Source organism: Amycolatopsis nalaikhensis (genome assembly GCF_030264295.1).
Lineage (GTDB): Bacteria > Actinomycetota > Actinomycetes > Mycobacteriales > Pseudonocardiaceae > Amycolatopsis > Amycolatopsis nalaikhensis.
The window spans coordinates 10,473,568-10,498,867 of sequence record NZ_CP127173.1; the positions used below are offsets into that span (position 1 = coordinate 10,473,568).

General features: G+C 73.2%; 22 protein-coding genes and 3 pseudogenes. 14 read left to right on the top strand and 11 right to left on the bottom strand.

Annotated elements, in window-relative coordinates:
- The first annotated feature begins 198 nt into the window (after positions 1–198).
- Complete coding sequence (def, locus tag QP939_RS50785) at positions 199–699, top strand: peptide deformylase (protein ID WP_285454164.1); 501 nt, start codon at positions 199–201, stop codon at positions 697–699.
- Here def and QP939_RS50790 read toward each other — a convergent pair whose 3' ends face one another.
- The 5 genes from QP939_RS50790 to QP939_RS52125 all read right to left on the bottom strand — a co-directional run bounded on the left by QP939_RS50790 (position 700) and on the right by QP939_RS52125 (position 4,628).
- Positions 700–1,752 carry a GNAT family N-acetyltransferase gene (locus QP939_RS50790; protein WP_285460038.1) on the bottom strand — a complete coding sequence of 351 codons (1,053 nt, stop codon included), beginning with the start codon at positions 1,750–1,752 and terminating at the stop codon, positions 700–702. It abuts the gene before it with no gap.
- Between the two features lie 74 nt (positions 1,753–1,826).
- Positions 1,827–2,660, bottom strand: a complete 834-nt coding sequence (locus QP939_RS50795) for an alpha/beta fold hydrolase (RefSeq protein ID WP_285454165.1) — start codon at positions 2,658–2,660, stop codon at positions 1,827–1,829.
- A 14-nt stretch (positions 2,661–2,674) separates the two neighbouring features.
- Complete coding sequence (locus tag QP939_RS50800) at positions 2,675–3,400, bottom strand: VOC family protein (RefSeq protein ID WP_285454166.1); 726 nt, start codon at positions 3,398–3,400, stop codon at positions 2,675–2,677.
- Between the two features lie 57 nt (positions 3,401–3,457).
- Positions 3,458–4,225 (bottom strand): maleylpyruvate isomerase family mycothiol-dependent enzyme, encoded by a 768-nt coding sequence (locus tag QP939_RS50805; protein ID WP_285454167.1) that lies wholly within the window; start codon positions 4,223–4,225, stop codon positions 3,458–3,460.
- On the bottom strand, positions 4,215–4,628 hold the full coding sequence (locus tag QP939_RS52125) for an SAV_6107 family HEPN domain-containing protein (RefSeq protein WP_331661749.1): 414 nt from the start codon (positions 4,626–4,628) through the stop codon (positions 4,215–4,217). The genes QP939_RS50805 and QP939_RS52125 overlap by 11 nt, the downstream gene beginning before the upstream one ends.
- Before the next feature lie 863 nt (positions 4,629–5,491).
- Between QP939_RS52125 and QP939_RS50815 the strand changes: the two genes are divergently transcribed.
- Entirely contained in the window at positions 5,492–6,004 is a 513-nt protein-coding gene (locus QP939_RS50815) for a YbaK/EbsC family protein (protein ID WP_285454169.1), read from the top strand.
- A complete protein-coding gene (locus QP939_RS50820) occupies positions 6,001–6,573 on the top strand; it encodes a GNAT family N-acetyltransferase (RefSeq protein WP_285454170.1) in 573 nt (190 codons plus the stop codon). The genes QP939_RS50815 and QP939_RS50820 overlap by 4 nt, the downstream gene beginning before the upstream one ends.
- Before the next feature lie 19 nt (positions 6,574–6,592).
- Here QP939_RS50820 and QP939_RS50825 read toward each other — a convergent pair whose 3' ends face one another.
- The 3 genes and pseudogenes from QP939_RS50825 to QP939_RS50835 all read right to left on the bottom strand — a co-directional run bounded on the left by QP939_RS50825 (position 6,593) and on the right by QP939_RS50835 (position 10,353).
- The gene (locus QP939_RS50825; RefSeq protein ID WP_285454171.1) at positions 6,593–7,468 is read right to left on the bottom strand and encodes a DMT family transporter; all 876 of its coding nucleotides are present in this window, start codon (positions 7,466–7,468) and stop codon (positions 6,593–6,595) included.
- A 208-nt stretch (positions 7,469–7,676) separates the two neighbouring features.
- Complete coding sequence (locus tag QP939_RS50830; protein ID WP_285454173.1) at positions 7,677–9,362, bottom strand: DUF885 domain-containing protein; 1,686 nt, start codon at positions 9,360–9,362, stop codon at positions 7,677–7,679.
- Between the two features lie 105 nt (positions 9,363–9,467).
- Positions 9,468–10,353, bottom strand: a pseudogene (locus tag QP939_RS50835) (methylenetetrahydrofolate reductase).
- Between the two features lie 106 nt (positions 10,354–10,459).
- Between QP939_RS50835 and merB the strand changes: the two are divergent.
- The 5 genes from merB to QP939_RS50860 are packed head-to-tail and all read left to right on the top strand — an operon-like array spanning position 10,460 to position 15,474.
- Entirely contained in the window at positions 10,460–11,149 is a 690-nt protein-coding gene (gene merB / locus QP939_RS50840; RefSeq protein WP_285454174.1) for an organomercurial lyase, read from the top strand.
- A 60-nt stretch (positions 11,150–11,209) separates the two neighbouring features.
- Complete coding sequence (locus QP939_RS50845; RefSeq protein WP_285454175.1) at positions 11,210–12,301, top strand: polyprenyl synthetase family protein; 1,092 nt, start codon at positions 11,210–11,212, stop codon at positions 12,299–12,301.
- Position 12,302: 1 nt separating this feature from the next.
- Positions 12,303–13,775 carry a phytoene desaturase family protein gene (gene crtI, locus QP939_RS50850; protein WP_285454176.1) on the top strand — a complete coding sequence of 491 codons (1,473 nt, stop codon included), beginning with the start codon at positions 12,303–12,305 and terminating at the stop codon, positions 13,773–13,775.
- Positions 13,772–14,698: a phytoene/squalene synthase family protein gene (locus tag QP939_RS50855; protein WP_285454177.1), complete on the top strand. Its 927-nt coding sequence runs from the start codon at positions 13,772–13,774 to the stop codon at positions 14,696–14,698. The genes crtI and QP939_RS50855 overlap by 4 nt, the downstream gene beginning before the upstream one ends.
- Positions 14,695–15,474, top strand: a complete 780-nt coding sequence (locus QP939_RS50860; RefSeq protein ID WP_285454179.1) for an LLM class F420-dependent oxidoreductase — start codon at positions 14,695–14,697, stop codon at positions 15,472–15,474. Before QP939_RS50855 ends, QP939_RS50860 begins: the two co-directional genes overlap by 4 nt.
- Here QP939_RS50860 and QP939_RS50865 read toward each other — a convergent pair.
- Entirely contained in the window at positions 15,471–15,995 is a 525-nt protein-coding gene (locus QP939_RS50865) for a CGNR zinc finger domain-containing protein (RefSeq protein WP_285460039.1), read from the bottom strand. The genes QP939_RS50860 and QP939_RS50865 overlap by 4 nt on opposite strands.
- A 22-nt stretch (positions 15,996–16,017) precedes the next feature.
- Between QP939_RS50865 and QP939_RS52130 the strand changes: the two are divergent.
- Positions 16,018–16,776, top strand: a pseudogene (locus QP939_RS52130) (MFS transporter); the annotation flags it as partial.
- Positions 16,777–17,103: 327 nt separating this feature from the next.
- Here QP939_RS52130 and QP939_RS50875 read toward each other — a convergent pair.
- Positions 17,104–17,472, bottom strand: coding sequence for an Rv2175c family DNA-binding protein (locus QP939_RS50875; protein ID WP_285454181.1), 369 nt, complete (start codon positions 17,470–17,472; stop codon positions 17,104–17,106).
- Positions 17,473–17,575: 103 nt separating this feature from the next.
- On the opposite strand from QP939_RS50875, the gene pknB reads away from it, so the two are divergent.
- From pknB to QP939_RS50900, 5 genes and pseudogenes are all read left to right on the top strand, one after another.
- Positions 17,576–19,594 (top strand): Stk1 family PASTA domain-containing Ser/Thr kinase, encoded by a 2,019-nt coding sequence (pknB, locus tag QP939_RS50880; protein WP_285454183.1) that lies wholly within the window; start codon positions 17,576–17,578, stop codon positions 19,592–19,594.
- Between the two features lie 17 nt (positions 19,595–19,611).
- Entirely contained in the window at positions 19,612–19,800 is a 189-nt protein-coding gene (locus QP939_RS50885) for an NfeD C-terminal domain-containing protein (protein WP_285454184.1), read from the top strand.
- Positions 19,801–19,857: 57 nt separating this feature from the next.
- Positions 19,858–21,363: an SPFH domain-containing protein gene (locus tag QP939_RS50890; RefSeq protein WP_285454185.1), complete on the top strand. Its 1,506-nt coding sequence runs from the start codon at positions 19,858–19,860 to the stop codon at positions 21,361–21,363.
- 136 nt (positions 21,364–21,499) lie between these two features.
- Positions 21,500–22,202, top strand: a pseudogene (locus QP939_RS50895) (hypothetical protein).
- 156 nt (positions 22,203–22,358) lie between these two features.
- A complete protein-coding gene (locus QP939_RS50900) occupies positions 22,359–23,651 on the top strand; it encodes a wax ester/triacylglycerol synthase family O-acyltransferase (RefSeq protein WP_285454186.1) in 1,293 nt (430 codons plus the stop codon).
- A gap of 107 nt (positions 23,652–23,758) precedes the next feature.
- Here QP939_RS50900 and QP939_RS50905 read toward each other — a convergent pair whose 3' ends face one another.
- A complete protein-coding gene (locus tag QP939_RS50905; protein WP_285454187.1) occupies positions 23,759–25,150 on the bottom strand; it encodes a class II 3-deoxy-7-phosphoheptulonate synthase in 1,392 nt (463 codons plus the stop codon).
- Positions 25,151–25,300: the final 150 nt, after the last annotated feature.

Consider the following 25,300-nt stretch of genomic DNA (forward strand, 5'->3'; position numbering starts at 1 on the left):
ACGACCCGCAGCTGTGCGGCCCGGGGCCTGTACGACCGCGCGCCGGACCCAGCGGTTGCGGCCGCGCGGCCGCACGACTCCACGGCCTGCCGCCGCCCGCCGCGTGGGTGATCCGCGTGCGGGTACCCCGCTTCGCGACGCTCTCGTTACGGGCTGGCCTAAGCTGCCAGTCCGACACGCACGAAGGATGTTCTGCTCATGGCGATGCGCGAACTGCGCTATTTCGGGGATCCGATCCTCAAGTCCGTCTGCGATCCGGTCACCGTGTTCGACGAGAAGCTCGAAGCGCTCGTGCGGGACCTGCTCGACTCCGTCAAACCCGAGGGGCGTGCCGGGCTGGCCGCGCCGCAGATCGGGGTCGGGCTGCGCGTCTTCAGCTATGACGTCGCCGGGCTCACCGGGTACGTCATCAACCCCGAGATCGTCGAGCTGTCCGAGGAGACCCACGAGATCGGCGAGGGCTGCCTCTCCGTCCCCGAACTCTGGTTCCCCACCAAGCGCGCGAAGCACGCCAAGGTCCGGGGCGTCGACGTCCGCAACGAGCCCATCGAGGTCGAAGGCGAAGACGTGCTCGCCCAGTGCCTGCAGCACGAGACCGACCACCTCGACGGCGTCCTCTACCTCGACCGGCTCACCGCCGAGCGCAAGAAGTCCGCTCTGCGCCAGGCGCGCGAGAAAGACTGGTTCTGGAAGCGCTGATCAGCACAGCCGCAGCCGGGCGTCGTTCTCGGGGTCCCGCTCCACCCGGAGACCGGCGCGGGCTGCCGTGCGGGGCAGCACGTCGTCTCCCGGAAGGCAGTCCGCCGCCAGTTCCGTGATCCCCTGCGCCTCGGCCAGCGCCGCGAGGCGGGCCAGCAACGCCGTGCCGATGCCCTGCCGCTGCCAGTCGTCCTCGACCAGCAAGGAAATTTCGGCCCCTCCGGTAATCGTCGGGATGAGCTGGCCCAGGCCGATCACCTCACGGCCGAACACGGCCAGCACGCTCGTGCCGCGGGGCGGCACCAGCAGGCGGTGCAGCCAGCGGCGCGGCACCGTCCGCACTCCCGTGTGGTAGCGCCGGAAGAGCGTCGCGGGCGTGCAGCGGCGGTGCAGCTCGGCCACCGCGTCGGCGTCGCCGGGCAGGCCCTTGCGCAGGACGATCGCCGCGCCGTCCGGGCGGTCGAGGACCGCCGGGCCCGCGACGTTCCTGGCCGCCGCCCCGAGGAGCGTCACCAGTGCCTCCGCGCGCGTCAGCTCCAGCTGGACGAACGGGGCCCACTGGCGGCGCGCCACCAGCGCCGTGCCGGTGCCCAGCTCGAACACCGCCCGGTGCCCGCTTTCCGTGCGGGCCGGATTCGCCTCGGCGGCCGGGACGAGCGTGACGACGTCCGCCGCCAGCACGTCCTTCAGCACTTCGGCCAGGCGGGCCGGGTCTTCGACCGCGCGGCGGGCCGCGAGCAGCGTCGACGACGCCGGGTCCACCAGCTCGTGGACGTCCGCGTCGACGATCGCCGTGCACTCGCAGCCCTCGGCGCGGATCGCGTCGGCCAGGAGCCGCCGGGGCAGGCCGGTCGCCGGGCGCAGCACGATCTCGTCGAGCACGCCGCCCGGCACCGGCAGCACGCTCAGGCCCAGGATGTTGCATTCGAGGTCGGCGAGCCGGATGGCGATCCGGGCCAGGGTGCCCGGGTGGTCGTGCATCCGGATCCGCACCCGCCACGCGGAGGGGACGGCCTGCTCCTCGACGACGGCCGTCCGGTCGTGCTGCGGCAACGCTCTGGAGGTCTCCATGCCCCCACGGTCCCCCGCGGTTGTTGCCGCGCCAGGACACCGGTGTTTCGCGCAGGTCAGCGTTCGACGCCGCCCGGCAACCGGGCCGAAACACTCAGCCAGGACCGCAGCTCGGTCGCCAGCGCGACCGGGGCGTCGAGCTGGACGAGGTGACCCGCGTCCGCGATCGGACTGAACGTCGCGCCGGGGATGCCCGCGGCGAGCCGTTCGCCGGTCGCCTGCGGGATCCACGTGTCCTCGGTGCCCCACAGCACCCGCACCGGGAAGCCGATCCGGCTCAGCCCCGCCTCGTTCTCGGCCAGGTAGCGCTCGTCGTACGCGGCGATCTGGCGGTAGAACGCCGGCTGACCTTCTTCGCCGAGCCACGGCGCGGTGAGCGACGCGAGGTCGCCCTCCCGCAGCTCGCGGAAGCTCGCGTTGCCGATGTAGGCGCGGACCAGCGCCTCGTGGATGTACGGCGGCACCCGCGAGAGCACGTCCGGGTGCTCCTTGACCAGCCGGAAGAACGGCGAGCCCGACGGCGGGATGGCCACGACGTCGGCCATCAGCAGCGACGCGTACCGTGCGCCGTGGACCAGGTGGGCGCGCAGCGACACCGCGCCGCCGTAGTCGTGGGCGACGACGTGCGGCGCCTCCAGGCCCCAGTGCGTGAGCAGCGCCTGGAACGCGTCCGCCTGGACGCCGAAGTCGACCGGGTGGTCCGGCTCCTTCGAAGATCGGCCGTAGCCCGGCATGTCCCAGAGGTACACGGTGAAGTCGCCGCTCAGCGCCTCGGCGAAGGGCCGCCACAGCCACGACGACCACGGCGTGCCGTGGCAGAACACCACCGCGGGCCCGGAGCCGGCGCGCTCCCAGGCGATCCGGCGCCCTTCCCAGTCGAAGATCTCCATGGGCCGACGGTAGGTCAGCGCGGGGTCAGCACGCAGAACTCGTTGCCCTCCGGATCCCGCAGCACCCGCCACGGCAGGTCCGGCCCGCCCGCGTCCACGGCCCCCGCGGCGACGACTTCCGCCACGGCTGTCGTGTGATCGGACCCGGCGGGCGGTGCGACGTCCAGGTGGAGCCGGTTCTTGACGCGCTTGACGTCGTCGTTGCGCAGGAACTCCAGCCACGGCCCGCGACCCGACGGCGCGCGCAGCCCGACCAGGACGTCGCCTTCGCGGGCCTGGACCGGCCAGCCGGTGATCCGCGCCCAGAACTCCGCGAGCGGCTCCGGGGCGTGGGCGTCGACCAGGATCGCCGCCACCGCGCCCGACTCCGCGTACCGCTCGCGCGGCTCGAGGACGCAGAACTCGTTGCCTTCGGGGTCCGCCAGCACGACCCACGGCACGGCGCCCTGCCCGAGGTCGACGTGGCGGCCGCCGAGCTCCAGGGCGCGCGCCACCAGCTCGGCCTGGTGCGCGGGGGTCGTGCTCGCCAGGTCGAGGTGGAGCCGGTTCTTGCCCTCCTTGGGTTCGGGGACCGGGACGAACACGAGGTCCAGGTCCCAGCCGTCGGTTTCCGGGGCGCGCACGTCGACTTCCCTGGGCTCCTCGACGGCGACGCGCCAGCCGAGCAGCGCGGCCCAGAAGTCCGCCAGGACCCGGGGCCGCGCCGCGTCGATCACCAGGTTCACCAGGCGCGTGCTCATGGGCGGCACGCTAGCGGCCACCCCCGACAGTTCCGGTTCGGCTTCCCCACCGGCCGGTCATCGGGTCGCGAGCCGCAGCAGCGCCCAGAGCTGGGCCGCCTGGTCGTGCACGCCCCGCACGGTCACCGAGGTGAGGGACGCCCGGCCCCACAACCACAGGTAGATCCGCTCGGGTTCGGCCGTGACGACGTCGTCGGCGGCTTCGGCTTCTTCCGCCGAGCAGCGCCAGGCCTCGGTGACGTCGGGTCCGGCCCGCGCGATCCAGCTGTGCGCGCCGGCGCGGACGCCGACCGAACCCGCCTTCGTCCCGGTGAGGCCGAGCATCGGCAGTTTCTGCCCGAACCACAGGGTCAGCGCCTCGTCGATGCCGTCGAGGGCGATGTCCTCGGGGACGCCGGCCGAGTCCGCGCCCGCCGCCTGTTCGACGTCGACGCGGTGGATCACCGTTTCGTGCAGCATCCGCCGCCGCCAGAACCCGTAGGTGGGGTCGGCGGGCCACCAGGTGTCGGCGCGGTCCTCGGGGTCGTGCGCGGCGAGCTCGTCGAGCAGCTCGGCCAGGCCCGCCTCCAGGAACGCGGACAGGCTCTGGCCCGGCTCGGGGTCGCGCGGCCAGTCTTCGGGGTTGCGGCCTTCGGCGAGCCGGCGCCGGATCATCCGGTAGAGGCTGCCGACGTGCCGGGCGACCTCGGCGATCGACCAGCCGGGGCAGGCGGGCACGGGCGCCTCGACCGGGGCGGCGCGCACCGCCTCGGCCAGGTGGTGGCCTTCGGTTCCCAAGGCGGTGAGCAGCCGCCCCGGGTCGACGAGGCCGTGCTCACGCGACATGGGCTTCCCCGGTGATCGGCAGGCCGTGCACGAGACGGCGGACGAGTTCGAGGAACGGCGTGGCGGCGCGAACGAGCCCGTCGGCGGACTCGGCGGTGACCTTGCCGGTGATCCCGGCCTGCGCGGCGGCGCGCGCGGCCGAGTTGCTCGCGAAGAAGGCAGACCACTCCCGCAGTTCGGGGGCGACGGAGTCGAGCAGCACCCAGGTGGAGGCCGGCCGGGCCCGCCCCCGGTGCGGCCGCCCCCGGGCGGCGAGCACGGCGGCGGCCCCGCGCAGGGCGGCGAGGTAGGCGGCGATGAACCGTTCGGCGGGATCGGTTTCCCGTTCGGCATCGGCGAGCCCGCGCCGAGCCTGGGCGAGGAGTCCGGCCGCGGCGGGCGGGGCGGGCGGGCGCATGGACATGGGGAGCTGGGACTGCCCGTGGTCGACAACGGGTCGCCGCGGCGGCGCCGGCGGCCGGGGCGCGTCGAGGTTCCCGGCTCCGGCGACGGACGAGCGCAGCGGCATCGGCAGCTGCGACTGCCCGTGGTCGACGACGGGTCGCCGCGGCGGGATCGGCTGCGGGTGGTCCACGGCCTCACGCTCGGCGGGCTGCGGCTCGAGCTTCGCGGCAGACGAGCGCGGCGGCATCGGCCGCGGGTGGTCCACGGCAGGCCGCGGCGTGGGCTCCACAGCGGCCGCGCGCAGTGGCAGCTCAGGCTGCAGGCGATCGGCGGAGGGCTCCGGCCGCTCCGGCTCCACGGCAGGCTGCGGAGCCGGAGCCCCGGCGGCCGGCCGGGCCTGCGACCGGTCGACAGACGGCCGCGACACCTCCGCCTCCCCGGCGGACGAGCGCAACGACATCGGCAGCTGTGGCTGGTAGTGGTCCACGACCGGGCGCCGGGCGGGCATCGGCGGCTCCACCCGTCCCCGCTCCACCGCCGACGTGCGCCGCACCGGCGGCATCGGCAGCGGGATCTGCCCGGTCTCCTCCGCGGACCGGCGCGACGGCATCGGCAGCCGGGGATGCCCGGGATCCGCGGGTGTCACGACCTCGACGGACATGGCGCCCCCTCCCTCCTGCACTGCGTGAGCTCGAGCCCGGTCGAGGGCCGGCGCCGAGACGCTTCCCCCGTCCCGGCGCCGGGCTCCTGACCGGTGCGCGCTCACCGGATGTCGAACGTCTGTTCGAACAAAATCCAGAGTAACCCCGGACCGGGCGTCCGCTCAACCCCGGGGGTGGAATCCCGCGGGACACCAGGTCGGCGGCGTGATCTCATAGGCCCATGAGTTCGCTCGACCACCCCGCCGTCGCCAAGGTCGCCGCCGCGCTGGCCGAAGCCGGGCAGCACGCCGCCGCCGAGGGCATCCGGGTGCTGCCCGCCGAGGTCCGGACCGCCGCTCAGGCGGCCGAGGCGCTCGGCGTGCCCGTCGGGGCCATCGCCAACAGCCTCATCTTCCGCCTGGGGTCCGACAAAAACGCGCTCCTCGCCCTCACCTCGGGTGCGCACCGCGCCGATCCGGCTACCCTCGAGCGGCTGGCCGGGGCCGAAATCGGGAAGGCGGACGCCGACTTCGTGCGGGCGCACACCGGGCAGCCCATCGGCGGGGTCGCGCCCACCGGGCACCCCACCGAGCTGCCGACGCTCGTCGACACCGCCCTGCGCGCCCACGACGTCGTGTGGGCCGCCGCGGGACACCCCAAGACCGTCTACCCCACCACGTTCGCGGACCTGGTGGCGTTGACCGGGGGCACCCCCGGCGCGTTCGGCGGCGCGGAGGAAGATGGACCGCTGTGACCGCGATGCCCGCCGGCTGCTCCCGCTACGTCCAGCTCTCCGCGGACGAGTTCCGCGCGCGCCTGCCCGAAGCGCTCGACATCTACGTCCGGGCGATGAGGTACCCGGCGGGCACCGCCGAGCAGCGCGCGCCGATGTGGCTCACCCACGCGCTGCGTGAGGGCTGGCGCTGCATGGCGGCGTTCGACGCCGACGACGTCCTGCTCGGGCTGGCCTACGGCTACCGCGGCCGGGCCGGGCAGTGGTGGCACGAGCAGGTCCGGCACGGCCTCAGCCGCCGCGCCGGGACCGCCGAGGCCGACCGCTGGCTGACGGACTACTTCGAGCTGACCGAGATCCACGTCCGGCCGGAGAACCAGGGCCACCAGATCGGCGAGGACCTGCTGCGCGGCCTGCTCGACGGCGTGCCGAGCGCGAACGTCCTGCTGTCGACGCCCGAGGGCACCAGCCGCGCGTGGAAGCTCTACCGCCGCACCGGGTTCGTCGACGTCCTGCGCGACTACCACTTCGCCGGCGACCCGCGGCCGTTCGCGATCCTGGGGCGGGCGCTGCCCCTCGACCCGCGCTGAGCCGAGGGGCAGCGGTCCGTCAGCGCGGCTCCGGCCGCCAGTAGCCGACCGCCAGCGCCGCCACCAGCACGGCCGCGCCGCACCAGGCCGTGACGCTCAGCCGTTCACCGAACAGCACGGCCGAAAGCACCGCCGCTGTCAGCGGCTCGAGCACCGCCGAGAGCGCGCCCAGCACCGGGTGCGCGTCCGCCAGACCGCGCAGGTAGGCCGCGTACGCGAGCGCGGTCGGCACCACGCCGAGGTAGCACGCCACCGCGAGGACGTCCGCGTGCAGCGGAAGTGCCATGCCGGGCCAGCTCGCCAGCGGGGTCAGCAGGATCCCGCCGACGAGGCAGCCGAACGCCGTCGTGGCCATCGGGTCGAGGCCGTCGACCGGCTTCGCGGTGAGCATCGTCAGTGCCGCGAACCCGGCCGCCGCGAGCAGGGCGAAGCCGAGGCCGCCGACGAGATGCGCGGGCTCGTCCGGCGTCCAGCGGAGCAGCACCAGCCCGGCGACGGTGCCCGCGACGGAGACCAGCGTCCAGCGCCGGGGTTTGCGCACCGAGGCGAGGGTGACCATGACGGGAGCGGCACCGATGGTGGTCATCGTCGCGATGCTGACCGAGCTGAGCGCGACGGCCGCGAAGTAGCTCGCCTGGAACAGGGCGAACAGGCCACCGACGGCGAGGAGCCGCTTGGCCGCCTCGCGGGTGCGCGGCAGCGAGCCGCCTTTCACGAACACGAAGAGGGTGGCGACACCGCCGCCGACGAGCAGCCGGTAGGCGGCGACGGCGAGCGGGTGGAGGCCGCCGAGCTGGCCGAGCAGCGAGCCGGCGAGGCCGCCGGTGCCCCAGAGGACACCGGCGAGGACGAACGCGGCCGACGAACGGGCGCGCGCGGGTACAGCGACAGACATGGGTGCTCCTGCGTCGAAGGAATCGGGATCGACGACGCGGGGCGGTGCGCATGACGAATCAGCCGCGGGCGCTCAGGCCACGCGGCGGAGGACCACCCCGCTCAGGCGCGGGGCGGTGGGGTGACGAAGAGGATTCGGCGCACGAGCGAAAACGTAGTGGGCGCGCGGTGGGCGTGGCCACCGGATTTCCGGTGACCACGCGCACACCTCAGTCCAGCTGGGCCAGCTGCTCCCGCAGGGTGTCCAGCCCCATGCCGCCCATTCGCAGCGCCTCCGTGTGGAACCGCTTGATGTCGAACCCCGCCCCGGCCCGCTCCTGTGCCTCCGCACGGGCCGCCAGCCAGAGGCGCTCGCCGATCTTGTACGCCGGGGCCTGGCCCGGCCAGCCCAGGTACCGGTCGATCTCGTCGCGGACGTGGGCCTGGTCCGTGATCGTCCGCGTCAGCATGAACTCCAAGCCCAGCTCCGGCGTCCAGCGCTCGCCCTCGTGGAAGCCCGTTCCCGCCGGGATCTCCAGCTCCAGGTGCATGCCCAGGTCGACGACCACCCGCGCCGCTCGGAACAGCTGCTCCGACAGCATTCCCAGCAGGTCGCCGTCGTCGGCGAGGTAGCCCAGTTCCTGCATCAGGCGCTCCGCGTACAACGCCCAGCCCTCCGCGTGGCCCGAGGTGAACGCCATCAGCCGCTGGTACTTGTTCAGCGACGCCGACTGGTCCACTGACGTCGCGATCTGGAGGTGGTGGCCCGGGGCTCCCTCGTGGTACACCGTGCTCGTTTCGCGCCACGTCGAGAACTCCTCGCGGCCCGCGGGCAGTGACCACCACATGCGGCCCGGGCGGCTGAAGTCCTCGCTCGGTCCCGTGTAGTACGCGCCGACGCCGCCGCCGGGCGGGGCGATCTTGCACTCCAGGGCCATCACGCGGTCGGAGATGTCGAAGTGCTTGCCGCGCAACGATTCCAGCGCCGTGTCGGACAGGCGCTGCATCCACGCCTCGAACTCGGCCCGGCCCTGGACGCGGTAGCGCGGGTCGGCGTCGAGCACCGCCGCCTCCGCCGGGGTCGCCCCGTCCTTGACGCGGTTCGCGACCGCGCGCAGCTCCGTCTCGATCCGGGCGAACTCGGCCCAGCCCCACTCGTACGCCTCGCGCAGGTCCAAAGTGGCCCCGACGAAGTAGCGCGACCACAACCGGTAGACGTCCTCGCCGACGGCGTCCTTCACCGGGGCCTTCGGCGCCAGCTCGGCGCGCAGGAACCCGGCGAACTCCGCGAACGCCTCCTCTGCCGCACGCGCGTTGTGCGTGAGATCCGCCTTCAGCGCTTCAGCCTGCGAAGCCGCGCCGCCGACGAGCTCGGCGAAGTAGCCCTTCTCGTCCTTCAAGCCCGCCCACGTCTCGCACTGCTCCGCCACCTTCGCGACCTGACGCAGCGCCGAGACGCGCCCCGCGTCGGCTGCGGTGAGCAGGCCGCCGCGGATGCCCGCGAGCGCCTTCGGGACTTCGGCGATCCGAGCCGCGACGACCGCCCAGTCCTGCTCCGACTCGAGCGGCATCAGGTCGAACGCCATCCGCAGCTCCTGCACCGGGCTGGCGATGACGTTGAGGCTCGCCACGTCGAGCCCGGCTTCGTGGATCTCCAGCTCGAGGCCGACGCGCTCGGTGAACACGGCCTTGGCGGCACGCTCGGCGGCGTCGCGGGGCTCGGTGGCGGTGACGGCGGCGTGCGCCCGCGCGGCCAGTCCGGCGCGCTCGGCGTACCCGTCCGCCGAATAGTCGGTCAGCCGGTGGTCGTGCCCGGTGATGCCGTGCGCGGTCGCCGCGACCGGGTCCGCGGCCGCGTAGTCGTCGACGTAGCGGTCGCAGATCCCGTGCACGCCTTCGGAAGCAGTAGAAGCCATGGGCCGCACGCTACCGGGCCACCAGTGCCCGGTGGTACAGACTTCGGTTCGGGGGTCCGGGTGGCGAAGCCCCCGGCCCGGGGCGAAGCCCCGGTTGTCACAGCCTTAAGCACGGGCCGGGACGAGTCCCAGCCGCGCGATCACCTCGCGCGTCGCCTTCGAGCGGTTGAACGTGTAGAAGTGCAGGTTCGGCACGCCCTCGGCGATCAGCTTCTCGCACAGCTCGGTGATGACGTCGATGCCCGCCGCGCGGAACGCCTTCGGGTCGTCGGCCAGCGGCTCGAGCCGGTCCAGCAGCTTGCGCGGGGCCGGGGCGCCGGACAGCTTGATCGTCGTCTGCAGCGTGCGCAACGTCGTCAGCGGCATGACGCCCGGCAGCACCGGGACGTCGCAGCCGGTCGCGGCGACGCGGTCGCGCAGGCGCAGGAAGTCCTCGGCGTCGTGGAACAGCTGGGCGATCGCGAAGTCCGCGCCCGCGCGGAGCTTGCGGACCAGGTACTTCGTGTCGGACTCGAGGTCCGGCGAGCGCGGGTGGCCGTAGGTCGACGCCGACACGCCGACGCAGAAGTCGCCCAGCTCGCGCACCAGCTGCACGAGCTCTTCGGCGTACATCAGGCCCTCGGGGTGCGGGATCCACTCGCCGTAGACGTCGCCCGGCGGGTCGCCGCGCAGCGCCAGGATGTTGCGGACGCCCACCGAGGCGTACCAGCCGATCACGTTCCGCAGCTCGGCGACGGAGTGGTTGACCGCGGTCAGGTGCGCCATCGGCACCAGCGTCGTCTCGGTCGCGACGCGCGCGATGCTGCGGATCGTGCCGTCGCGGCTGGAGCCGCCCGCGCCGTAGGTGATGGACATGTAGGCCGGGTCGTACGGCTCGAGCTTCCCGGATCGCCTTCCAGAGGACGGCCTCGTCCGCCGTGTCCCGGGGTGGGAAGAACTCGATGGAGAACTTCGGCCCTTCTCCACGCAACCGCTCGATCACCGACGTCATGTCCCGATGTTAAAGGCCGACGCCCGGCATGCGGGAGTCCCCGTCCGCGTAGCGAGACTGCCGTTCGAGTCACATTCGAGCCGTAGAATGGGTCCGGGAGTGAGCCATGAGGTACGACGACGCGAGCTGGGACGAGGACGTGCGCCTCGCCGTCTACCACGCCTTCGCCGACCGGGGCCGCGCGCCGACGGCGCCGGAGCTGGCCGACGCCGCCGGTGGGTCGCTGGCCGTGGCCAAGCAGGCGCTGCACCGCCTGGCCGACGCCCACCACCTGGTGCTCGACGAGTGCGAGCACGTCGTGCTGGCCCACCCGTTCGCCGCGAAGTCGCTCGGGTTCTCCGTGATGGGCGCGCACACGCTGTGGTGGGGCAGCTGCGCTTGGGATTCCTTCGCCATCCCGCACCTCGTCGAAGCCGAGCCGGAGGTGCTCGTCGCGACCCGCTGCCCCGGCTGTGGCCAGCCCCACGCGCTGGTCGTGAACCGCACGGCGCCGCCGGACGGCATGCAGGTGGCGCACTTCCTGGTGCCCGCGACGCGGATGTGGGACGACGTCCTGCACACGTGCGCGAACCAGCGGCTGTTCTGCTGCGAGTCCTGTGTGGACGCCTGGCTGGCGGAAACCGGCCGGGACAAGGGGTACGTGATGGACCTCGTCACGCTCTGGCGGCTCGCGCGCGGCTGGTACGAGGGCCGGCTGGAGCGCGGCTACCGGCGGCGCGAGCCGGACAGCGCGGTCGCCTACTTCGCCGAAGCGGGCCTGACCGGGCCGTTCTGGGCGGCGACGGCCGGAGTCTGATTCGCCACATCCGGGCGCCCCGGCCGTCCGCCCGGGCGCGGGTTCCGCGAGGATGACGGCATGAACAGGCCCGTTTCCGACGCCGAGCTGCCCGTCCACGTCGAGCGCGCGCTGGCCGGGTTCCTCGACCGCGCGGGCGCGGAAATCGTCGGGACCGAGCCGACTGTCGCCGCCGGGATCGAGGCGCTGCGCGGGTTCGTGCTGAACGGCGGCAAGCGCTTGCGCCCGACGTTCGCCTGGTGGGGCTGGCGCGGCGCGGGCGGCGACCCGGCGGGCCCCGACGCCGAAGGGGTCCTGCAGGCGGTGTCGAGCCTGGAGCTGATCCAGGCGTGCGCGCTGATCCACGACGACCTCATCGACTCCTCGGACTCGCGCCGCGGCTTCCCGACCGTGCACATCGCGGGCGCGAAACTGCACGCCGACCAGGGCTGGCTCGGCTCCCCCGCGACGTTCGGCCTGGCCACCGCGGTGCTGGTCGGCGACCTGGCGCTGGCCTGGGCCGACGACATGTTCGCCGAGGCGCCGCTGCCCGCGGAGACGCTCGCCGCGGCCCGCCCGGCCTGGCGCGCGATGCGCACCGAAGTCCTGGCCGGGCAGTACCTCGACGTCCGCACGCAGGCCACCGGCGACGCCTCCGTCGAGGCCGCGCTGAAGATCGACCGGCTCAAGACCGCCGCCTACACCGTGCAGCGGCCGCTGCACCTGGGCGCCGCGCTCGGCGGCGCCTCCCCCGAGCTGATCGCGACGCTGCTGGAGTTCGGCGGCGAGGTCGGCGTCGCGTTCCAGCTGCGTGACGACCTGCTCGGCGTGTTCGGCGACCCGTCGGTGACCGGCAAGCCCGCGGGCGACGACCTGCGCGAGGGCAAGCGCACCCTGCTCGTCGCGCTGGGCCTGCAGCTCGCCGCCGAGAAGGGCGAGACGGCCGCGGCCACCGTGATCGCCGACGCGATCGGCGACGCGGACCTCTCCGACGAGGGCGTGGAGACCGTCCGGATGGCGTTGCAGCAGGTCGGTGCGGTCGACGCCGTCGAGCGCCGGATCGACGACCTGACCGGCGCGGCGATGGCTGCGCTCGAGCGCGCGCACCTGGCCGAGCCCGCCCCGGAGGCGCTGACCGGGCTGGTCGTCAAGGCCACCCAGCGGACGCACTGACGTGCGGACGATCGACGGGCCCGCCGACCACGTCGTCGTGATCGGGGCCGGGCTGGCCGGGCTTTCGGCGACCCTGCACCTGCTCGGCGCGGGACGGCGGGTCACGCTGCTGGAGCAGTCCGACGTCCCGGGCGGGCGGGCCGGGCAGCGGATGTTCGACGGCAACGCCGTGGACACCGGCGCGAGCGTGCTGACCATGCCGGAGCTGCTCGACGAGGCGTTCGCCGCGGTCGGCGAGCCGCTGGCCAAGAACCTGCGCCTGACCCGGCTCGACCCGGCGTACCGGGCGCGGTTCGCCGACGGCCGCGAGCTGGCCCTGCACACCGACGGCGACGCGATGGAGGCCGAGATCCGCGCCTTCGCCGGGCCGCGCGAGGCGGCGGGCTACCGGGCGCTGCGACGCTGGCTGTCCGAGCTGTACGCGGCGCAGAAGGACCACTTCATCGGGGCGAACTTCGACTCGCCGCTCGACCTCGCCCGGCCCGAGCTGGCCAAGCTCGCGGCGCTCGGCGGGTTCGGCAGGCTCGGCCCGCGCATCGCCCGCTACCTGCGCGACGAGCGGGTCCGGCGGCTCTTCTCGTTCCAGGCGCTCTACGCAGGCCTCGACCCGGCGCGGGCGATCGGCGCGTACGGCGTCATCGCCTATATGGACACCGTCGGCGGCGTGTACTACCCCGAGGGCGGCATGGGCGAGATCGGCCGGGCGATGACCGGCGCCGCCGCGCGGGCGGGCGCCGACGTCCGGTTCGGCACCGAAGCCGCTTGGCTCGAGCGGGTGAGCTCGCGGGTGCGCGCGGTCCGGACGCGCTCGGGTGAGCGGATCGCGTGCGACGCCGTCGTCCTCGCCACCGAGCTGAGCACGGCGTACCGGCTCCTCGGCGCGCGGCCCAAGCGGCCACTGCCGCTGCGCTACTCGCCGTCGGCTGTCGTCCTGCACGGGCGCACGAGCGAGAAGTGGGACCTCGGGCACCACACGATCTTCTTCGGTGACGCCTGGGAGCGGACGTTCGCGGAGATCATCCGCGAGGGTAAGCTCATGAGCGACCCGTCGTTGCTGGTCACGCGGCCGACGGCGACCGACCCCGGACTGGCGGGACGCGGCGGCGAGATCGTCTCGGTGCTCGCGCCCGCGCCGAACCTGCGCGGCGGGGCGATCGACTGGGACCGCGTCCGCGGGCCGTACCGCGAAGAGCTGCTGCGCACGCTGGAAGCGCGCGGGGTGCCCGGGTTCGCCGACGAGTTCGCCGTCGACGAGACCCTCACCCCGGCGGACTGGGCGGCGCGCGGCCTCGCGGCCGGGACGCCGTTCTCCCTCGCGCACACGTTCACGCAGACCGGCCCGTTCCGGCCCGCGAACCTGGTGCGCGCGGCGGGCAACGTCGTGCTGGCCGGCTGCGGCACGACCCCCGGCGTCGGCATCCCGCCGGTGCTCATCTCCGGACGGCTGGCCGCGGAAAGGATCACCGGCCGGTGAACGAACTCGACGCCGCGGGCATCCACGCGCCGGACCTGCGGGCCGCCTACACCGAGTGCCGCCGCATCAACGCGCACTACGGGCGCACGTTCTTCCTCGCCACGCGGCTGCTGCCCGGCCGCGCCCGGCCCGCCGCGCACGCGCTGTACGGCTTCGCGCGGATGGCCGACGAGCTGGTCGACAACCCGGCGCCCGGCAGCGATCCGGCGGTCGGCCTCGATCGGGTCGGCGACCTGGTCGACGTCGTCTTCGCGGGCGGGACGCCGGACGACCCGGTGCTCGTGGCCCTGGCCGACACCGTGCGGCGCTACGGGATTTCGCGCGACTTGTTCGACGCGTTCCTGAAGTCCATGCGGATGGACCTTTCGCCGGTCGAGTACCGGACGTTCGCGGAGCTGGGCGAGTACATGTACGGCTCGGCCGCGGTGATCGGGCTGCAGATGCTGCCGGTGTTCGGCACGGTCGGTGCCTTGGCGGACGCGGAACCGGGCGCGATCGCGCTGGGCGAGGCGTTCCAGCTGACGAACTTCCTGCGCGACGTCGGCGAAGACCTCGACCGCGGGCGGCTTTACCTGCCGTTGACGGAACTCGCGGCGTTCGGCGTCTCGCGCTCGCTGCTGGAGGAGCGGCGGCCGGACCCGCGGATCCGCGCGGCGCTGGCGTACTTCGTCGCGCGGACGCGGGCGGTGTACCGGCGGGCGGAAGCCGGGGTTGCGTTGCTGTGCCCGGAATCCCGGCCGTGCGTGCGGACGGCGTTGACGTTGTACGAAGGGATCCTCGACGAGATCGTGGCCCTGGACTACGACGTCCTGACGCGGCGCGCGGTGGTGCCGAAGCGGCGGAGGCTGGTAGTCGCACTACCCCCGTTGGCCGCGGTCTGGGCGCGCGAGACGTTCGGCGGCGGTCGTAGGCTGCGATCATGACCGAACGACGCATCCGGATCGGCCTGCAGCTCCAGCCGCAGCACGCCGACTACGACACCATCCGGCGCACCGCGTCGGCCGCCGAGGACCTCGGGGCCGATATTGTTTTCAACTGGGATCACTTCTATCCGTTGTACGGCGACCCCGACGGCATGCACTTCGAGTGCTGGACGATGCTCGGCGCCTGGGCGGAGTCGACGTCGCGGGTGGAGATCGGCGCGCTGGTGACGTGCAACAGCTACCGCAACCCCGAGCTGCTGGCCGACATGGCCCGCACGGTGGACCACATCTCCGGCGGGCGGCTCATCCTCGGCATCGGCTCGGGCTGGTTCGAAAAGGACTACGAGGAGTATGGCTACGAGTTCGGCACGGCGGGCGGCCGCCTCGACGACCTGGCGGAGTCGCTGCCGCGCATCGAGTCGCGCCTGGGCAAGCTGAACCCGGCCCCGACGCGCAAGATCCCGGTCCTGATCGGCGGCGGCGGCGAGAAGAAGACGCTGCGGCTGGTGGCCAAGCACGGAGACATCTGGCACGGCTTCGGCGACCCGGAGGTCGTGGAGCGCAAGGTGAAGATCCTCGACCAGCACTGCGCGGACGTCGGCCGCGACCCGGGCGAGATCGAGCGCTCGTGCGGCGTGCGGGGCGAGCCGGACGAGCTGGGGCCGAAGCTGCTCGACCTCGGTGTCACGACGTTCACCGTGGGCGTGGGTGGCCCGGACTACGACCTCGGCGACCTCGAGAAGTGGATCGCCTGGCGGGACAAGACCAACAGCTAGGAAATCCGGCCCCGGTGCGCGGCGACGCGTTCGCGAGTCGCGCACCGGGACGAGCAAAACCTCCGCGGACTGCCGCCGCCGGTGTGGGCGAACGGTTTCCCGCACGGCGGCGACGCGCACAGCCCTCCCGGCACGTCCTGACGCTCCGCCAGCAGCGAAGCCAGCCCCAGCGCGGACGATGTCACCAGCCACGCGCCCCACGGCCCGTCGTCGGCCGCGTCCACGTGCAGGTGCCAGCCATACCCCTCTTCGTGGTCCGTCAGACGCGGTGGACCCGCGTACGCCGCGAACAACTCGTTGAGCACCGAAGCCGCCGAAGCGACGTCGGTCGCCGCGAACACTTCGCGCAGCTCCCGGGCCGCCGCACGCAGTTCCGCGACGTCCGACTCGGACAGCGAGACGTCCGGCTCGCCGTGCGAGTGCAGAACCCGCGCGACCGCAGTCGGGTCGGGGTCAGGAACCAGCAGGACACCCAGCAGGTCGACCGCGCGCTGCACGGAATCCCGGTGCGGAAAGGCCATACCCCACTGTAACGTCTTGAGCATGATAAGGCGTTACCTGGTCGGCGCCACCCTCGCCCGCACCGGTGACGAGCTGTCCGGCCCCGCCCTTCTCCTGCTCGGGATGACCACGGGCCCGCACGCCGGGGCCGCGCTGCTCGCCGGGCTCACCGCGGCCGCCGCCGTGGGTGGGCCGGTCTTCGGTGCCCTCCTCGATCGCAGCCCGGCTCCCGGACGGCTGCTCGCCCTCGCCCTGGGCGGGTACGCGGGCGGGATCGCCCTGGTCGGAGCCACCTTCGGGCACCTGCCACTCGCCGCCGTGGTCGCGTTCGCCGTCGTCACCGGCCTCCTCAACCCCGCCGTCTCGGGCGGCTGGACCGCTCAGCTGCCCGCCGTCGCCGGGCCGAAACTCGCGACCGCCAGCCGCCTCGACGCCATGACCTTCACCGCCGCCGCGCTCGCCGGGCCGGGACTCGCCGGGCTGCTCGGCGGTCCGGCCGGGCTCACGGTCGCCGTTGCCCTGGTCGCCGTGGCCCTCCCCGCGGCGTGGTTCTCGCCGAGGCGACCGCGGCCGACGACGAAGGCGCGTCTCAAGGACGGGTTCACCGTCCTCGTGCGCAACGTGCCACTGCGGCGGGCGACCGTCGCCTCGACGATCTCGTGCGCGGGCATCGGCATGGTCACCGTCTGTTACCCGCTGCTGGGTGCCGCACACCTGCGCGGCCCAGCCGACGGCGCGCTCCTCCTGGCCGTCCTCGCAGTCGCGTCCCTGCTGGCCAACGCGGTGCTCGCGAAGCGCCCGCCGCCGCCGGACCGCACCGTCTGGCTGAGCACGCTCCTGCTGGCCGCGAGCTGCCTGCTGGCCGCCGGCGGGCACGGTGTCGTCGTCGCGGCGGTGCTGGCCGGGTTCGCCGAAGGTCCGCAGCTCACGGCCTTGTTCGCGATCCGCCACCGGGAGGCACCGGAGCACGTCCGCGCGCAGGTGTTCACGACCGCGGCGAGCGTGAAGATCACCGGGCTGGCCGCGGGCGCGGCGCTGGCCGGTCCCTTGGCCGCCTGGTCGCTGCCCGGCTGCCTGGTGGCTGCCGCCGTTGTTCAGCTCAGCGCCGCCACCGCGTATCTGCGCAGGTCAGAACGCCATCGCCTGCGCGCGGCGCTTGACCTCGGTGCCGTGGCTGGTGCGCAGCGCGTTGATCGGCGTGGTGCCGGGCAGCGTGTCGTCCGCGGTGAACAGCCAGCGCAGCATCTCGGTCCGGGAGAACCCGGAGTCCGCGAGCACCGTGATCGTCCCCGCCAGGCCCTTGACGACGCCGTCTTTGACGAAGAAGTCGCTGGGCACGCACAGTTCGCCGGCCCGCTTGAACGCGATCAGCTGCCCGTCGCGCAGCATCTGCCGGACCTTGTTGGCCGAAGTCCCGAGCACGGCCGCCACCTCCGGCAACGGGAGGACCGCGACGGCGGCGTCGAGGATGTCATCGGCGACAGGAATCCCACTCACAGGTGACACTGTGCCACATTTCGTCCCCTCACCCGCTAGTACGCACGGGTGACCCGCGAGGTCTCCTCCACTACCCGTGTGCGGTTCCGTACGATCCCTACTCGTGACACGCACCCACCCCAGCCTGGTCGGCACGCTCCTCGAGGGCCGCTACCGGGTGGACCGGCTGCTCGCCCACGGCGGAATGTCTTCCGTCTACCGGGGGACGGACACCCGGCTGGACCGTCCGGTCGCGATCAAGATCATGGACCCGCGCTTCGCCGACGACCGGTCGTTCGTGGACCGGTTCGTGCGGGAGGCGCAGTCGGCGGCGCAGCTGCACCACCCGCACGTGGTCGCGGTGCACGACCAGGGGTTCGACCTGCCGCAGGGTGCGGAGTCGGGGCTGGCGTTCCTGGTCATGGAGCTGGTCGACGGCGGGACGCTGCGCGACCTGCTGGACGAGAAGGGCCCGCTGGACGTCGCGCTGGCGCTGAGCGTGGCCGAGCCGGTGCTCTCGGCGCTGGCCGCCGCGCACCGGGCCGGGCTGGTGCACCGGGACGTCAAGCCGGAGAACGTGCTGATCGGCCGGTCGGGCCCGCACACCGGCGGCGTCGTCAAGGTCGCGGACTTCGGCCTGGTGCGGGCCGTCGCGAGCGCGGGCACGACGAGCTCGAGCGTCATCCTCGGCACGGTCGCCTACCTTTCGCCCGAGCAGGTCGAGACCGGCGCGGCGACCGCGCGCGGCGATGTCTACTCCGCGGGCATCCTGCTCTACGAAATGCTGACCGGCCAGGTGCCCTACACCGGCGACACCGCGATCTCGGTGGCGTACCGGCACGTGAACGACGACGTGCCGCGCCCGAGCGCGCTGCGCCCGGACCTGCCGCCCGCGCTCGACGAGCTGATCACCCGCGCGACGCGGCGGGACCCGGAGCTGCGCCCGGCCGACGCCGGCGAGTTCCTCACCGAGCTGACCGCGGTGCGCGCCCAGCTGGGGCTGCTGCCGGTGACCGTGCCGGTCCCGGTGGCGCACGGCCAGGGCGACGTCGCCGACACCGAGCGCACGCTGCCGCGCATCCCGCAGGTGCCGGACACCGAGAAGACGATGCCGGTGCACCGCCCGAACGCGACGCGTGCGTTGAGCCACCCGGGCACCCCGCCGCCGGGCATGACCCAGCAGATCCCGCCCGTGCGGCCGCCGGTGGCGCGGCGCCGGAGCGAGCCGGAGCCGGAGAAGCCGGCCGACAACCGGAAGCGGATCGCCGTCATCGCCGGTGCGGTGCTGCTGTTCGGCGGGCTGATCACGGCGTTCGTCTTCATGCTCACCGACACCGGCGGCGACAAGACCTCGACCGTGCCCAAGCTCGTCGGGCTCAACCAGGCCGCGGCCGGGGACGCGCTGCGGGCGGTCAAGCTGACCCCGCAGTTCAGCCAGGAGTTCGACAACACGGTCCCGTCGAACACCGTGCTGCGCGCCGAGCCCGCCGAGGGCACGCCGCTGGCGCCGAACTCGACCGTGTCGGTGGTCCTGTCGAAGGGCCGCCCGACCGTGCCGGACGTCCGGCCGGGCACGGCGCTGCCCGACGCCGAGCAGGCGATCAAGGCCGCGCAGCTGACCCCGGTCCGCGGCGCCGACGACTACGACGCCGAGGTGCCGCAGGGCGCGGTCATCCGCACGACGCCGTCGGCGGGCAGCCAGCTGAACATCGGCGGCCAGGTGACGATCATCGTGTCGAAGGGCCCGATCCCGCTGCCGCCGGTCCCCGACGTCACCGGCAGGCCCAAGGACGAGGCGTTCCAGCTGCTGCAGCAGGCCGGGTTCGAGCCGTTCCAGGCGGGCGAGGAGTTCAAGCAGGACGTCCCGGGCGGCGCCGTCACCCGGACCGACCCGCCGGCGAACTCGCAGGCGAAGGAAAAGCGGATCGGCGTCTTCGTCAACAACGCCGTCCAGGTGCCGGACGTGCGGTTCCGCTCGTTCGAGGACGCGCAGAAGATCCTCGAGCAGGCCGGGCTGAAGGCCGACCGCGAGGGCGGCAAGGGCCGGGGCGGTGGCTTCGACTTCGTCTTCCAGCAGGACCCGCAGCCGGGGACGTTCGTGCAGAAGGGCAGCAAGGTCAAGCTGAAGGGCTTCGGGAATTGATCGGCAGCCGCGGCCGGGTGACCGGCACGATCGGCCCCGGCCTGATCGGTGAGGTGCTGCTCAACGTCCGCGGCGGCACGGAGGCGTTCTACGCCTACCCGGCCGACCCGGAGGAGACGCTGACCTCCGGCACCCAGGTGCTCGTGGTGGACTTCGAACCCCCGCGCACGGTTTATGTCGAACGGTGGCAACCGCTGGCGCGCTAGCGGCGTCGTAGAGGCACCAACACACCCACAACAGAAAAGAGCGAGGGGGTCGGTGCCATGAGCCTCGTGGAAATCCTGCTGCTTTCCGCCGGTGGTCTCGTCGTCGCACTGGTCGTGATCTTCGGGATCCTGCGGCTGCTCTACAAGGTCGCGGAGCCGAACGAAGCACTGATCATCTCCGGGCTCGGCGTCCGCGTCGACCGCGCGGACACCGCGGACAGCCTGGGCTTCAAGATCATCACCGGCCGGGGTGTGAACGTCCTGCCCGGCTTCCAGACCGCGCGGCGGCTGTCGCTCGACACGCGCGGGGTCAACCTGCAGGTCTCCTGCGTGACCAAGCAGGGGCTGCCGGTCACCGTGCGGGCCGTCGTCATCTACAAGGTCGGGGACGACTTCGCCTCGATCGCCAACGCCGCCCGCCGGTTCCTGGACCAGCAGAAGGGCATGAACGACACGATCCACGAACTCTTTTCCGGGCATCTGCGCTCGATCGTGGGCGGGCTGACCATCGAAGAGATGATCCACAACCGGGACGCGCTGACCGGTGAGGTCCGCCAGTCCTCGGCCACGGAGATGATCAAGCTGGGGCTGATCGTCGACTCGCTGCAGATCCAAGAGATCGACGACGAGTCGGGCTACATCCTGAACCTCGGGAAGCCGCACGCCGCCGCGGTCGCCGCGTCGGCCCGCATCGCCGAGGCCCAGCGCGACCAGGAGGCCGCGGAGGTCGAGCAGGTCTCGGCCGCGAAGAAGGCGGCCGCGGTCCGCGAGAGCCAGATCCAGCAGGCCGGCTACCAGGCCGAGGTGGACCAGGCGCGGGCGAAGGCATCGCAGTCGGGCCCGCTGGCCGAGGCGACCGCGCGCCAGGAGGTCGTCGTCCAGGAGACCCGGGCGGCCGAGCTGGAGGCGGCGCTGGCCGAGCAGCGGCTGCAGTCGCAGGTCCGCAAGCCGGCCGACGCGAAGGCGTACGACACGCGGACGACGGCCGACGCCGCCCGTGACGCCTCGATCGCCAAGGCCCAGGCCGAGGCGAAGGAAACCGAGCTGCGGGCCGCGGCGGACGCGACCAGGGTGAAGACGGCCGCCGAGGCGGAGGCCCAGGCCACGAAGGCCCGTGCCGAAGCGATGGCGGGCGCGACCCGGGCGACCGGTGAAGCCGAAGCGGCCGCGGCGAAGGCGCGCGGCCTGGCGGAAGCGGAAGCGGCGAAGGCCCGTGGCCTCGCCGAAGCCGAGGCAGCCCGCGCGAAGGGTCTGGCCGAGGCGGACGCGATCAAGGCGCGCGCGGCGGCGCTGGCGGAAAACCAGGAAGCCGTCGTCGCGCAGCAACTGGCCGAGCGCTGGCCGGAGATCGTCGAGGCGGGCGCGAGCGCGTTCGGCAACGTCGACCACATGGTCGTGCTCAACGGCGCCGACGGCATGTCCGACATGTTCGCCAAAGCGCTGTCGCTCGGCGGAACCGGTCTCGGGCTGGCCCGTCAGCTGATGGACGCCATGGGCAAACCGGCCGAGAAGGAGCTCGACGAGTCCGCCCGGCGCAACGGCGAACTCAAGCTGAGCGACTAGCGGGTCACGCTGCGTGCGGCCCCTGTGTCCCGGATCACGGGAAGCCGGGGCCGTACGCCCGATCGGGGGCGGAAATTCCCGCGGTGTTGTCCTACCGTGGGCGCATGGTGCCGGACAGCGTGTCGTGGGCCGTCCGATGAGCTTCTTCACCGGCGGTCCCCGTGAGCGTCCCCTGTTCCCCGTCCCGGAGCAGGAGCTGTACGCGTTCAACGGCCGGCACTGGACGGACGCCCCGCGCGAGTACATCGTCCCGGCCGTGCTGCCGTGGGCGCAGCCGCTGGGCCGGTCCGAGCGCACGGTCGTCGCGCTGCGGACCATCGAGGTGTGGCCGGAGGCGCTGACGCTGCGGATCACGGTGTACTCCCGGGACAGCCTGGTCGACGACCCCGCCGAGGGCCTGATCGACCACCGGCGGAAGCCGGACTACAACGCGCTGCTGATCGGCGTGCTCTACGCCGACGGCAGCCGCGCGAAGCTCGGAGACGATTTCGGTGCCCTCGGCCAGCGAGCCGGAGGGTCCCGTGCTGCGTGCCCAGGCTGTCGGCGGCACGCGGTTCGCCGTCGAGCACGAGGTGTTCCTGTGGCCGCTGCCGCCGGCCGGCCCACTGAAGCTGGTCGTGCAGTGGACGGACCGGGAGATCCCGGAGACCCGGACGACGCTCGACGGCGGCGCGATCCGGGCCGCGGCGAAGGACGCCGCGGAGATCTGGCCGGGGCTGGGCAAGCGGCAGGTGAACGGCCTGCCGGTGCGCCGCGTCGGCAAGCAGGTCGCGCTCACCCCCGAATGGGGGCCCGCGGTCGTCCGGGCGGAAGAGCCGGGGACCACGCCCGCGGAGTAGCCGTGTGAGCCCCGGCACCGTGGCCGGGGGTATCTCGAATGGATGAACGGGGTGGGTAGTTAGCGTCGTGGAAACACGTCGACCACCCGCTCGTCATGTCGGGCTGGTGCAGTGGATCCCTCCCCTCCCGCCACCCGCGAACCCGGAAGGTCGCCCATGGCAGGCTCGTCGCTCAGCGCACTCGACGTCGCTTTCCTGTGCCTGGAAAGCGAAACCTCCCCGATGCACATGGGTGCGGTGGTCACCTTCACCCCGCGCGGCCCGGTCGATCCCGGGGCATTGACAGCATCCCTCGCGGAACGGGCGGCCCGGCTGCCGAAGCTGCGCCAGCGGGCGCGCGCGGAGCTGTTCCCGCCGGGGTCGGCCAGCTGGGCCGAAGACCCGAATTTCGTTGCGGCGGACCACATCCACCACGTCGCGCTCAGTTCGCTGTACGAGCCGGACCCGCTGGCGGCGTACGCGTCGCGGTGGATCGCCGAGCCCCTCGACACGTCCCGGCCGCTGTGGCAGCTGACGCTGGCGACCGGCCTGCCGGACGGGAAGTTCGCGCTCCTGCTGAAGCTGCACCACGCGCTGACCGACGGCGCCGGCGCGTACGCGGTGGCGGCCGGGCTGCTCGACGGCGTCAAGCTGCCCGCGCCGAGCCGGCCCATCCCCGCCCCACGCTCCACTTTGGACACGGTGAAGGACGTGCTGGGCACGGCGAACGAGACGGCGGGGATCGCGTCGTCACTGGTGCGCGCCGCGCGGCCGCCGCTGTCGCCGGTGTCGGCACCGCCGTCGGCCGAACGGCGCCTCGGCTTCGTGCGGCTGCCGCTGACGGAGCTGCGCCGGGTGCGCCAGGTACACGGCGGCACGACGAACGACGTCGTGCTGGCGGTGCTGTCCGGGGCGTTGCGCGAGTGGCTGGTGAACCGCGGCCACCGCGCGGACGGCCGCACGCTGCGCGCGCTGATCCCGGTGAGCGTGCGCGGCCGCGCGGGTGACCAGCTCGGCGGCAACAAGCTGTCGGGGTACCTGTGCGACCTGCCGGTCGGCGAGGACGACCCGGTCGAGCGGCTGCGGGTGGTCCGCCGCGCGATGACCCGCAACAAGGCCGCGGGGCCCAGCCGCGGCGCGGGGGCGCTGCCGCTTCTGGCGGACCGGGTGCCGCCGCTGCTGCACCGGCTGGGCACGCGCACGGCGGGCCGGGCGGCCCCGATGTTGTTCGACTTGGTGATCACGACGGTCCCGCTGCCCCCGGCCCGGCTGTCGCTGGACGGCGCGCGGCTGGCGGAGGTGTACCCGTTCGTGCCGCTGGCCCCGCGCCACGCGGTGGGCATCGCGGTGGCGACGTACCGCGACTCGGTCCACATCGGACTGCAGGCCAACGGGGCGGCGGTCCCGGACGTGGGCTCCCTGCGCGACGCGGTGCTGAAGTCCACGGCCCGGCTGGTGGACGCTTCCTGACATCGGCGACCCCGAGCGCCCCAATGTGGCCTTCGGTGCGTCAGACGCAACGAAGGCCGCCTTGGGTGCGTCAGACGCAACCAAGGCCACATTGGGGCGCTTGGGCCTCAGTCGCGGAGCATCTCCGCGACCAGGAATGCCAGCTCCAGCGACTGCTGCGTGTTCAGGCGCGGGTCGCACGCCGTCTCGTAGCGGCCCGACAGGTCGATGTCGGAGATCTCCTGGGCGCCGCCCAGGCACTCCGTGACGTCCTCGCCGGTCAGCTCCACGTGGATGCCGCCCGGGTAGGTGCCCAGCTTGTTGTGCACCTCGAAGAAGCCCTGGACCTCGTCGACGATCCGGTCGAAGTGACGGGTCTTGTAGCCGGTCGACGACTCGTGCGTGTTGCCGTGCATCGGGTCGCACTGCCAGATGACCTTGTGCCCGGACGCCTCGACCTTCTCCACGATCGCCGGCAGCACCTCGCGGACCTTGCCGTTGCCCATCCGCGAGATGAGCGTCAGCCGGCCCGGCTCGAAGCGCGGGTCGAGCCGCTCGACGTACTCCTGGGCCTGCTCGGGCGTGGTCGTCGGGCCGATCTTCAGGCCGATCGGGTTGGCCAGCAGCTCGGCGAACGCGATGTGCGCGCCGTCCAGCTGGCGGGTCCGCTCGCCGATCCAGAGGAAGTGCGACGACAGGTTGTACAGCTTCGGGTTCGCCGCGTCGGCCTTGTCCAGCCGCAGCATCGACCGCTCGTAGTCGAGCAGCAACGCCTCGTGGCTGGCGAAGATCTCGGTGGACTGCAGAGACGTGTCCGTGACGCCGCAGGCCGACATGAACCGCAGGCCGCGGTCGATCTCGTTGGCCAGCGCCTCGAAGCGCTGGGCCGCCGGCGACGAGGACACGAAGTCCTTGTTCCAGTCGTGCACCTGGTGCAGGTCGGCCATGCCGGCGCCGGTGAGGGCGCGGACCAGGTTCATCGCCGCGCCCGCGTTCGCGTACGCGCGGATCATCCGGCCGGGGTCCGGCACGCGGTGCTCGGGCTTGGCGACCAGGGAGTTGATGATGTCGCCGCGGTACACCGGCAGGCCGAGCGCGTCCGTCGCGGCCGAGCGCGGCTTCGCGTACTGGCCGGCGATGCGGCCGACCTTGACCACCGGCAGGCTCGCGCCGTAGGTGAGCACGACGGCCATCTGCAGCAGCGTGCGCAGGTTGGCGCGGATGTGCGGCTCGGTGTTGGACTCGAACGTCTCCGCGCAGTCGCCGCCCTGCAGGAGGAACGCCTCACCGCGGGCGACCATGGCCAGGCGGTCCTTGAGCCGGTCGATCTCGTTGGGCACGGTGATCGGCGGCACGCTCTCCAGCACGCTCCGGACCCGGCGGGCCGCCTCCGGGTCGGGCCACTCCGGCTGCTGCGCGGCCGGGAGGGCCAGTGCCTTGTCGAGCCGCGCCCGCAGTTCCGGCGGGAGCGGCGGCAGTTCGGGCAGTGTGTCGACGGGGACGTCCACAGTCCAGTTCACGAACACCAGGATAAGGTTCCCGCCGCCGTCGGCTTCGCCCGGTTGGCTCCCCCGTCGCCCAGGTCACCCGCGTCACCCGATCGTGGACACCCGGGGTGAGCCGGTGACCACCCCGGCTCGCCCGCTCCGGGGACCGCCACCGGCCGCCGA

What these genes read in the sequence shown, in the direction of transcription:
- def (WP_285454164.1), top strand. Translation starts at nt 199, where the DNA reads ATGGCGATGCGCGAACTGCGCTATTTCGGGGATCCGATCCTCAAGTCC.
- QP939_RS50795 (WP_285454165.1), bottom strand. Translation starts at nt 2,660, where the DNA reads ATGGAGATCTTCGACTGGGAAGGGCGCCGGATCGCCTGGGAGCGCGCC.
- QP939_RS50800 (WP_285454166.1), bottom strand. Translation starts at nt 3,400, where the DNA reads ATGAGCACGCGCCTGGTGAACCTGGTGATCGACGCGGCGCGGCCCCGG.
- QP939_RS50805 (WP_285454167.1), bottom strand. Translation starts at nt 4,225, where the DNA reads ATGTCGCGTGAGCACGGCCTCGTCGACCCGGGGCGGCTGCTCACCGCC.
- QP939_RS52125 (WP_331661749.1), bottom strand. Translation starts at nt 4,628, where the DNA reads ATGTCCATGCGCCCGCCCGCCCCGCCCGCCGCGGCCGGACTCCTCGCC.
- QP939_RS50815 (WP_285454169.1), top strand. Translation starts at nt 5,492, where the DNA reads ATGAGTTCGCTCGACCACCCCGCCGTCGCCAAGGTCGCCGCCGCGCTG.
- QP939_RS50825 (WP_285454171.1), bottom strand. Translation starts at nt 7,468, where the DNA reads ATGTCTGTCGCTGTACCCGCGCGCGCCCGTTCGTCGGCCGCGTTCGTC.
- QP939_RS50830 (WP_285454173.1), bottom strand. Translation starts at nt 9,362, where the DNA reads ATGGCTTCTACTGCTTCCGAAGGCGTGCACGGGATCTGCGACCGCTAC.
- merB (WP_285454174.1), top strand. Translation starts at nt 10,460, where the DNA reads ATGAGGTACGACGACGCGAGCTGGGACGAGGACGTGCGCCTCGCCGTC.
- QP939_RS50845 (WP_285454175.1), top strand. Translation starts at nt 11,210, where the DNA reads ATGAACAGGCCCGTTTCCGACGCCGAGCTGCCCGTCCACGTCGAGCGC.
- QP939_RS50860 (WP_285454179.1), top strand. Translation starts at nt 14,695, where the DNA reads ATGACCGAACGACGCATCCGGATCGGCCTGCAGCTCCAGCCGCAGCAC.
- QP939_RS50865 (WP_285460039.1), bottom strand. Translation starts at nt 15,995, where the DNA reads ATGGCCTTTCCGCACCGGGATTCCGTGCAGCGCGCGGTCGACCTGCTG.
- QP939_RS50890 (WP_285454185.1), top strand. Translation starts at nt 19,858, where the DNA reads ATGAGCCTCGTGGAAATCCTGCTGCTTTCCGCCGGTGGTCTCGTCGTC.
- QP939_RS50900 (WP_285454186.1), top strand. Translation starts at nt 22,359, where the DNA reads ATGGCAGGCTCGTCGCTCAGCGCACTCGACGTCGCTTTCCTGTGCCTG.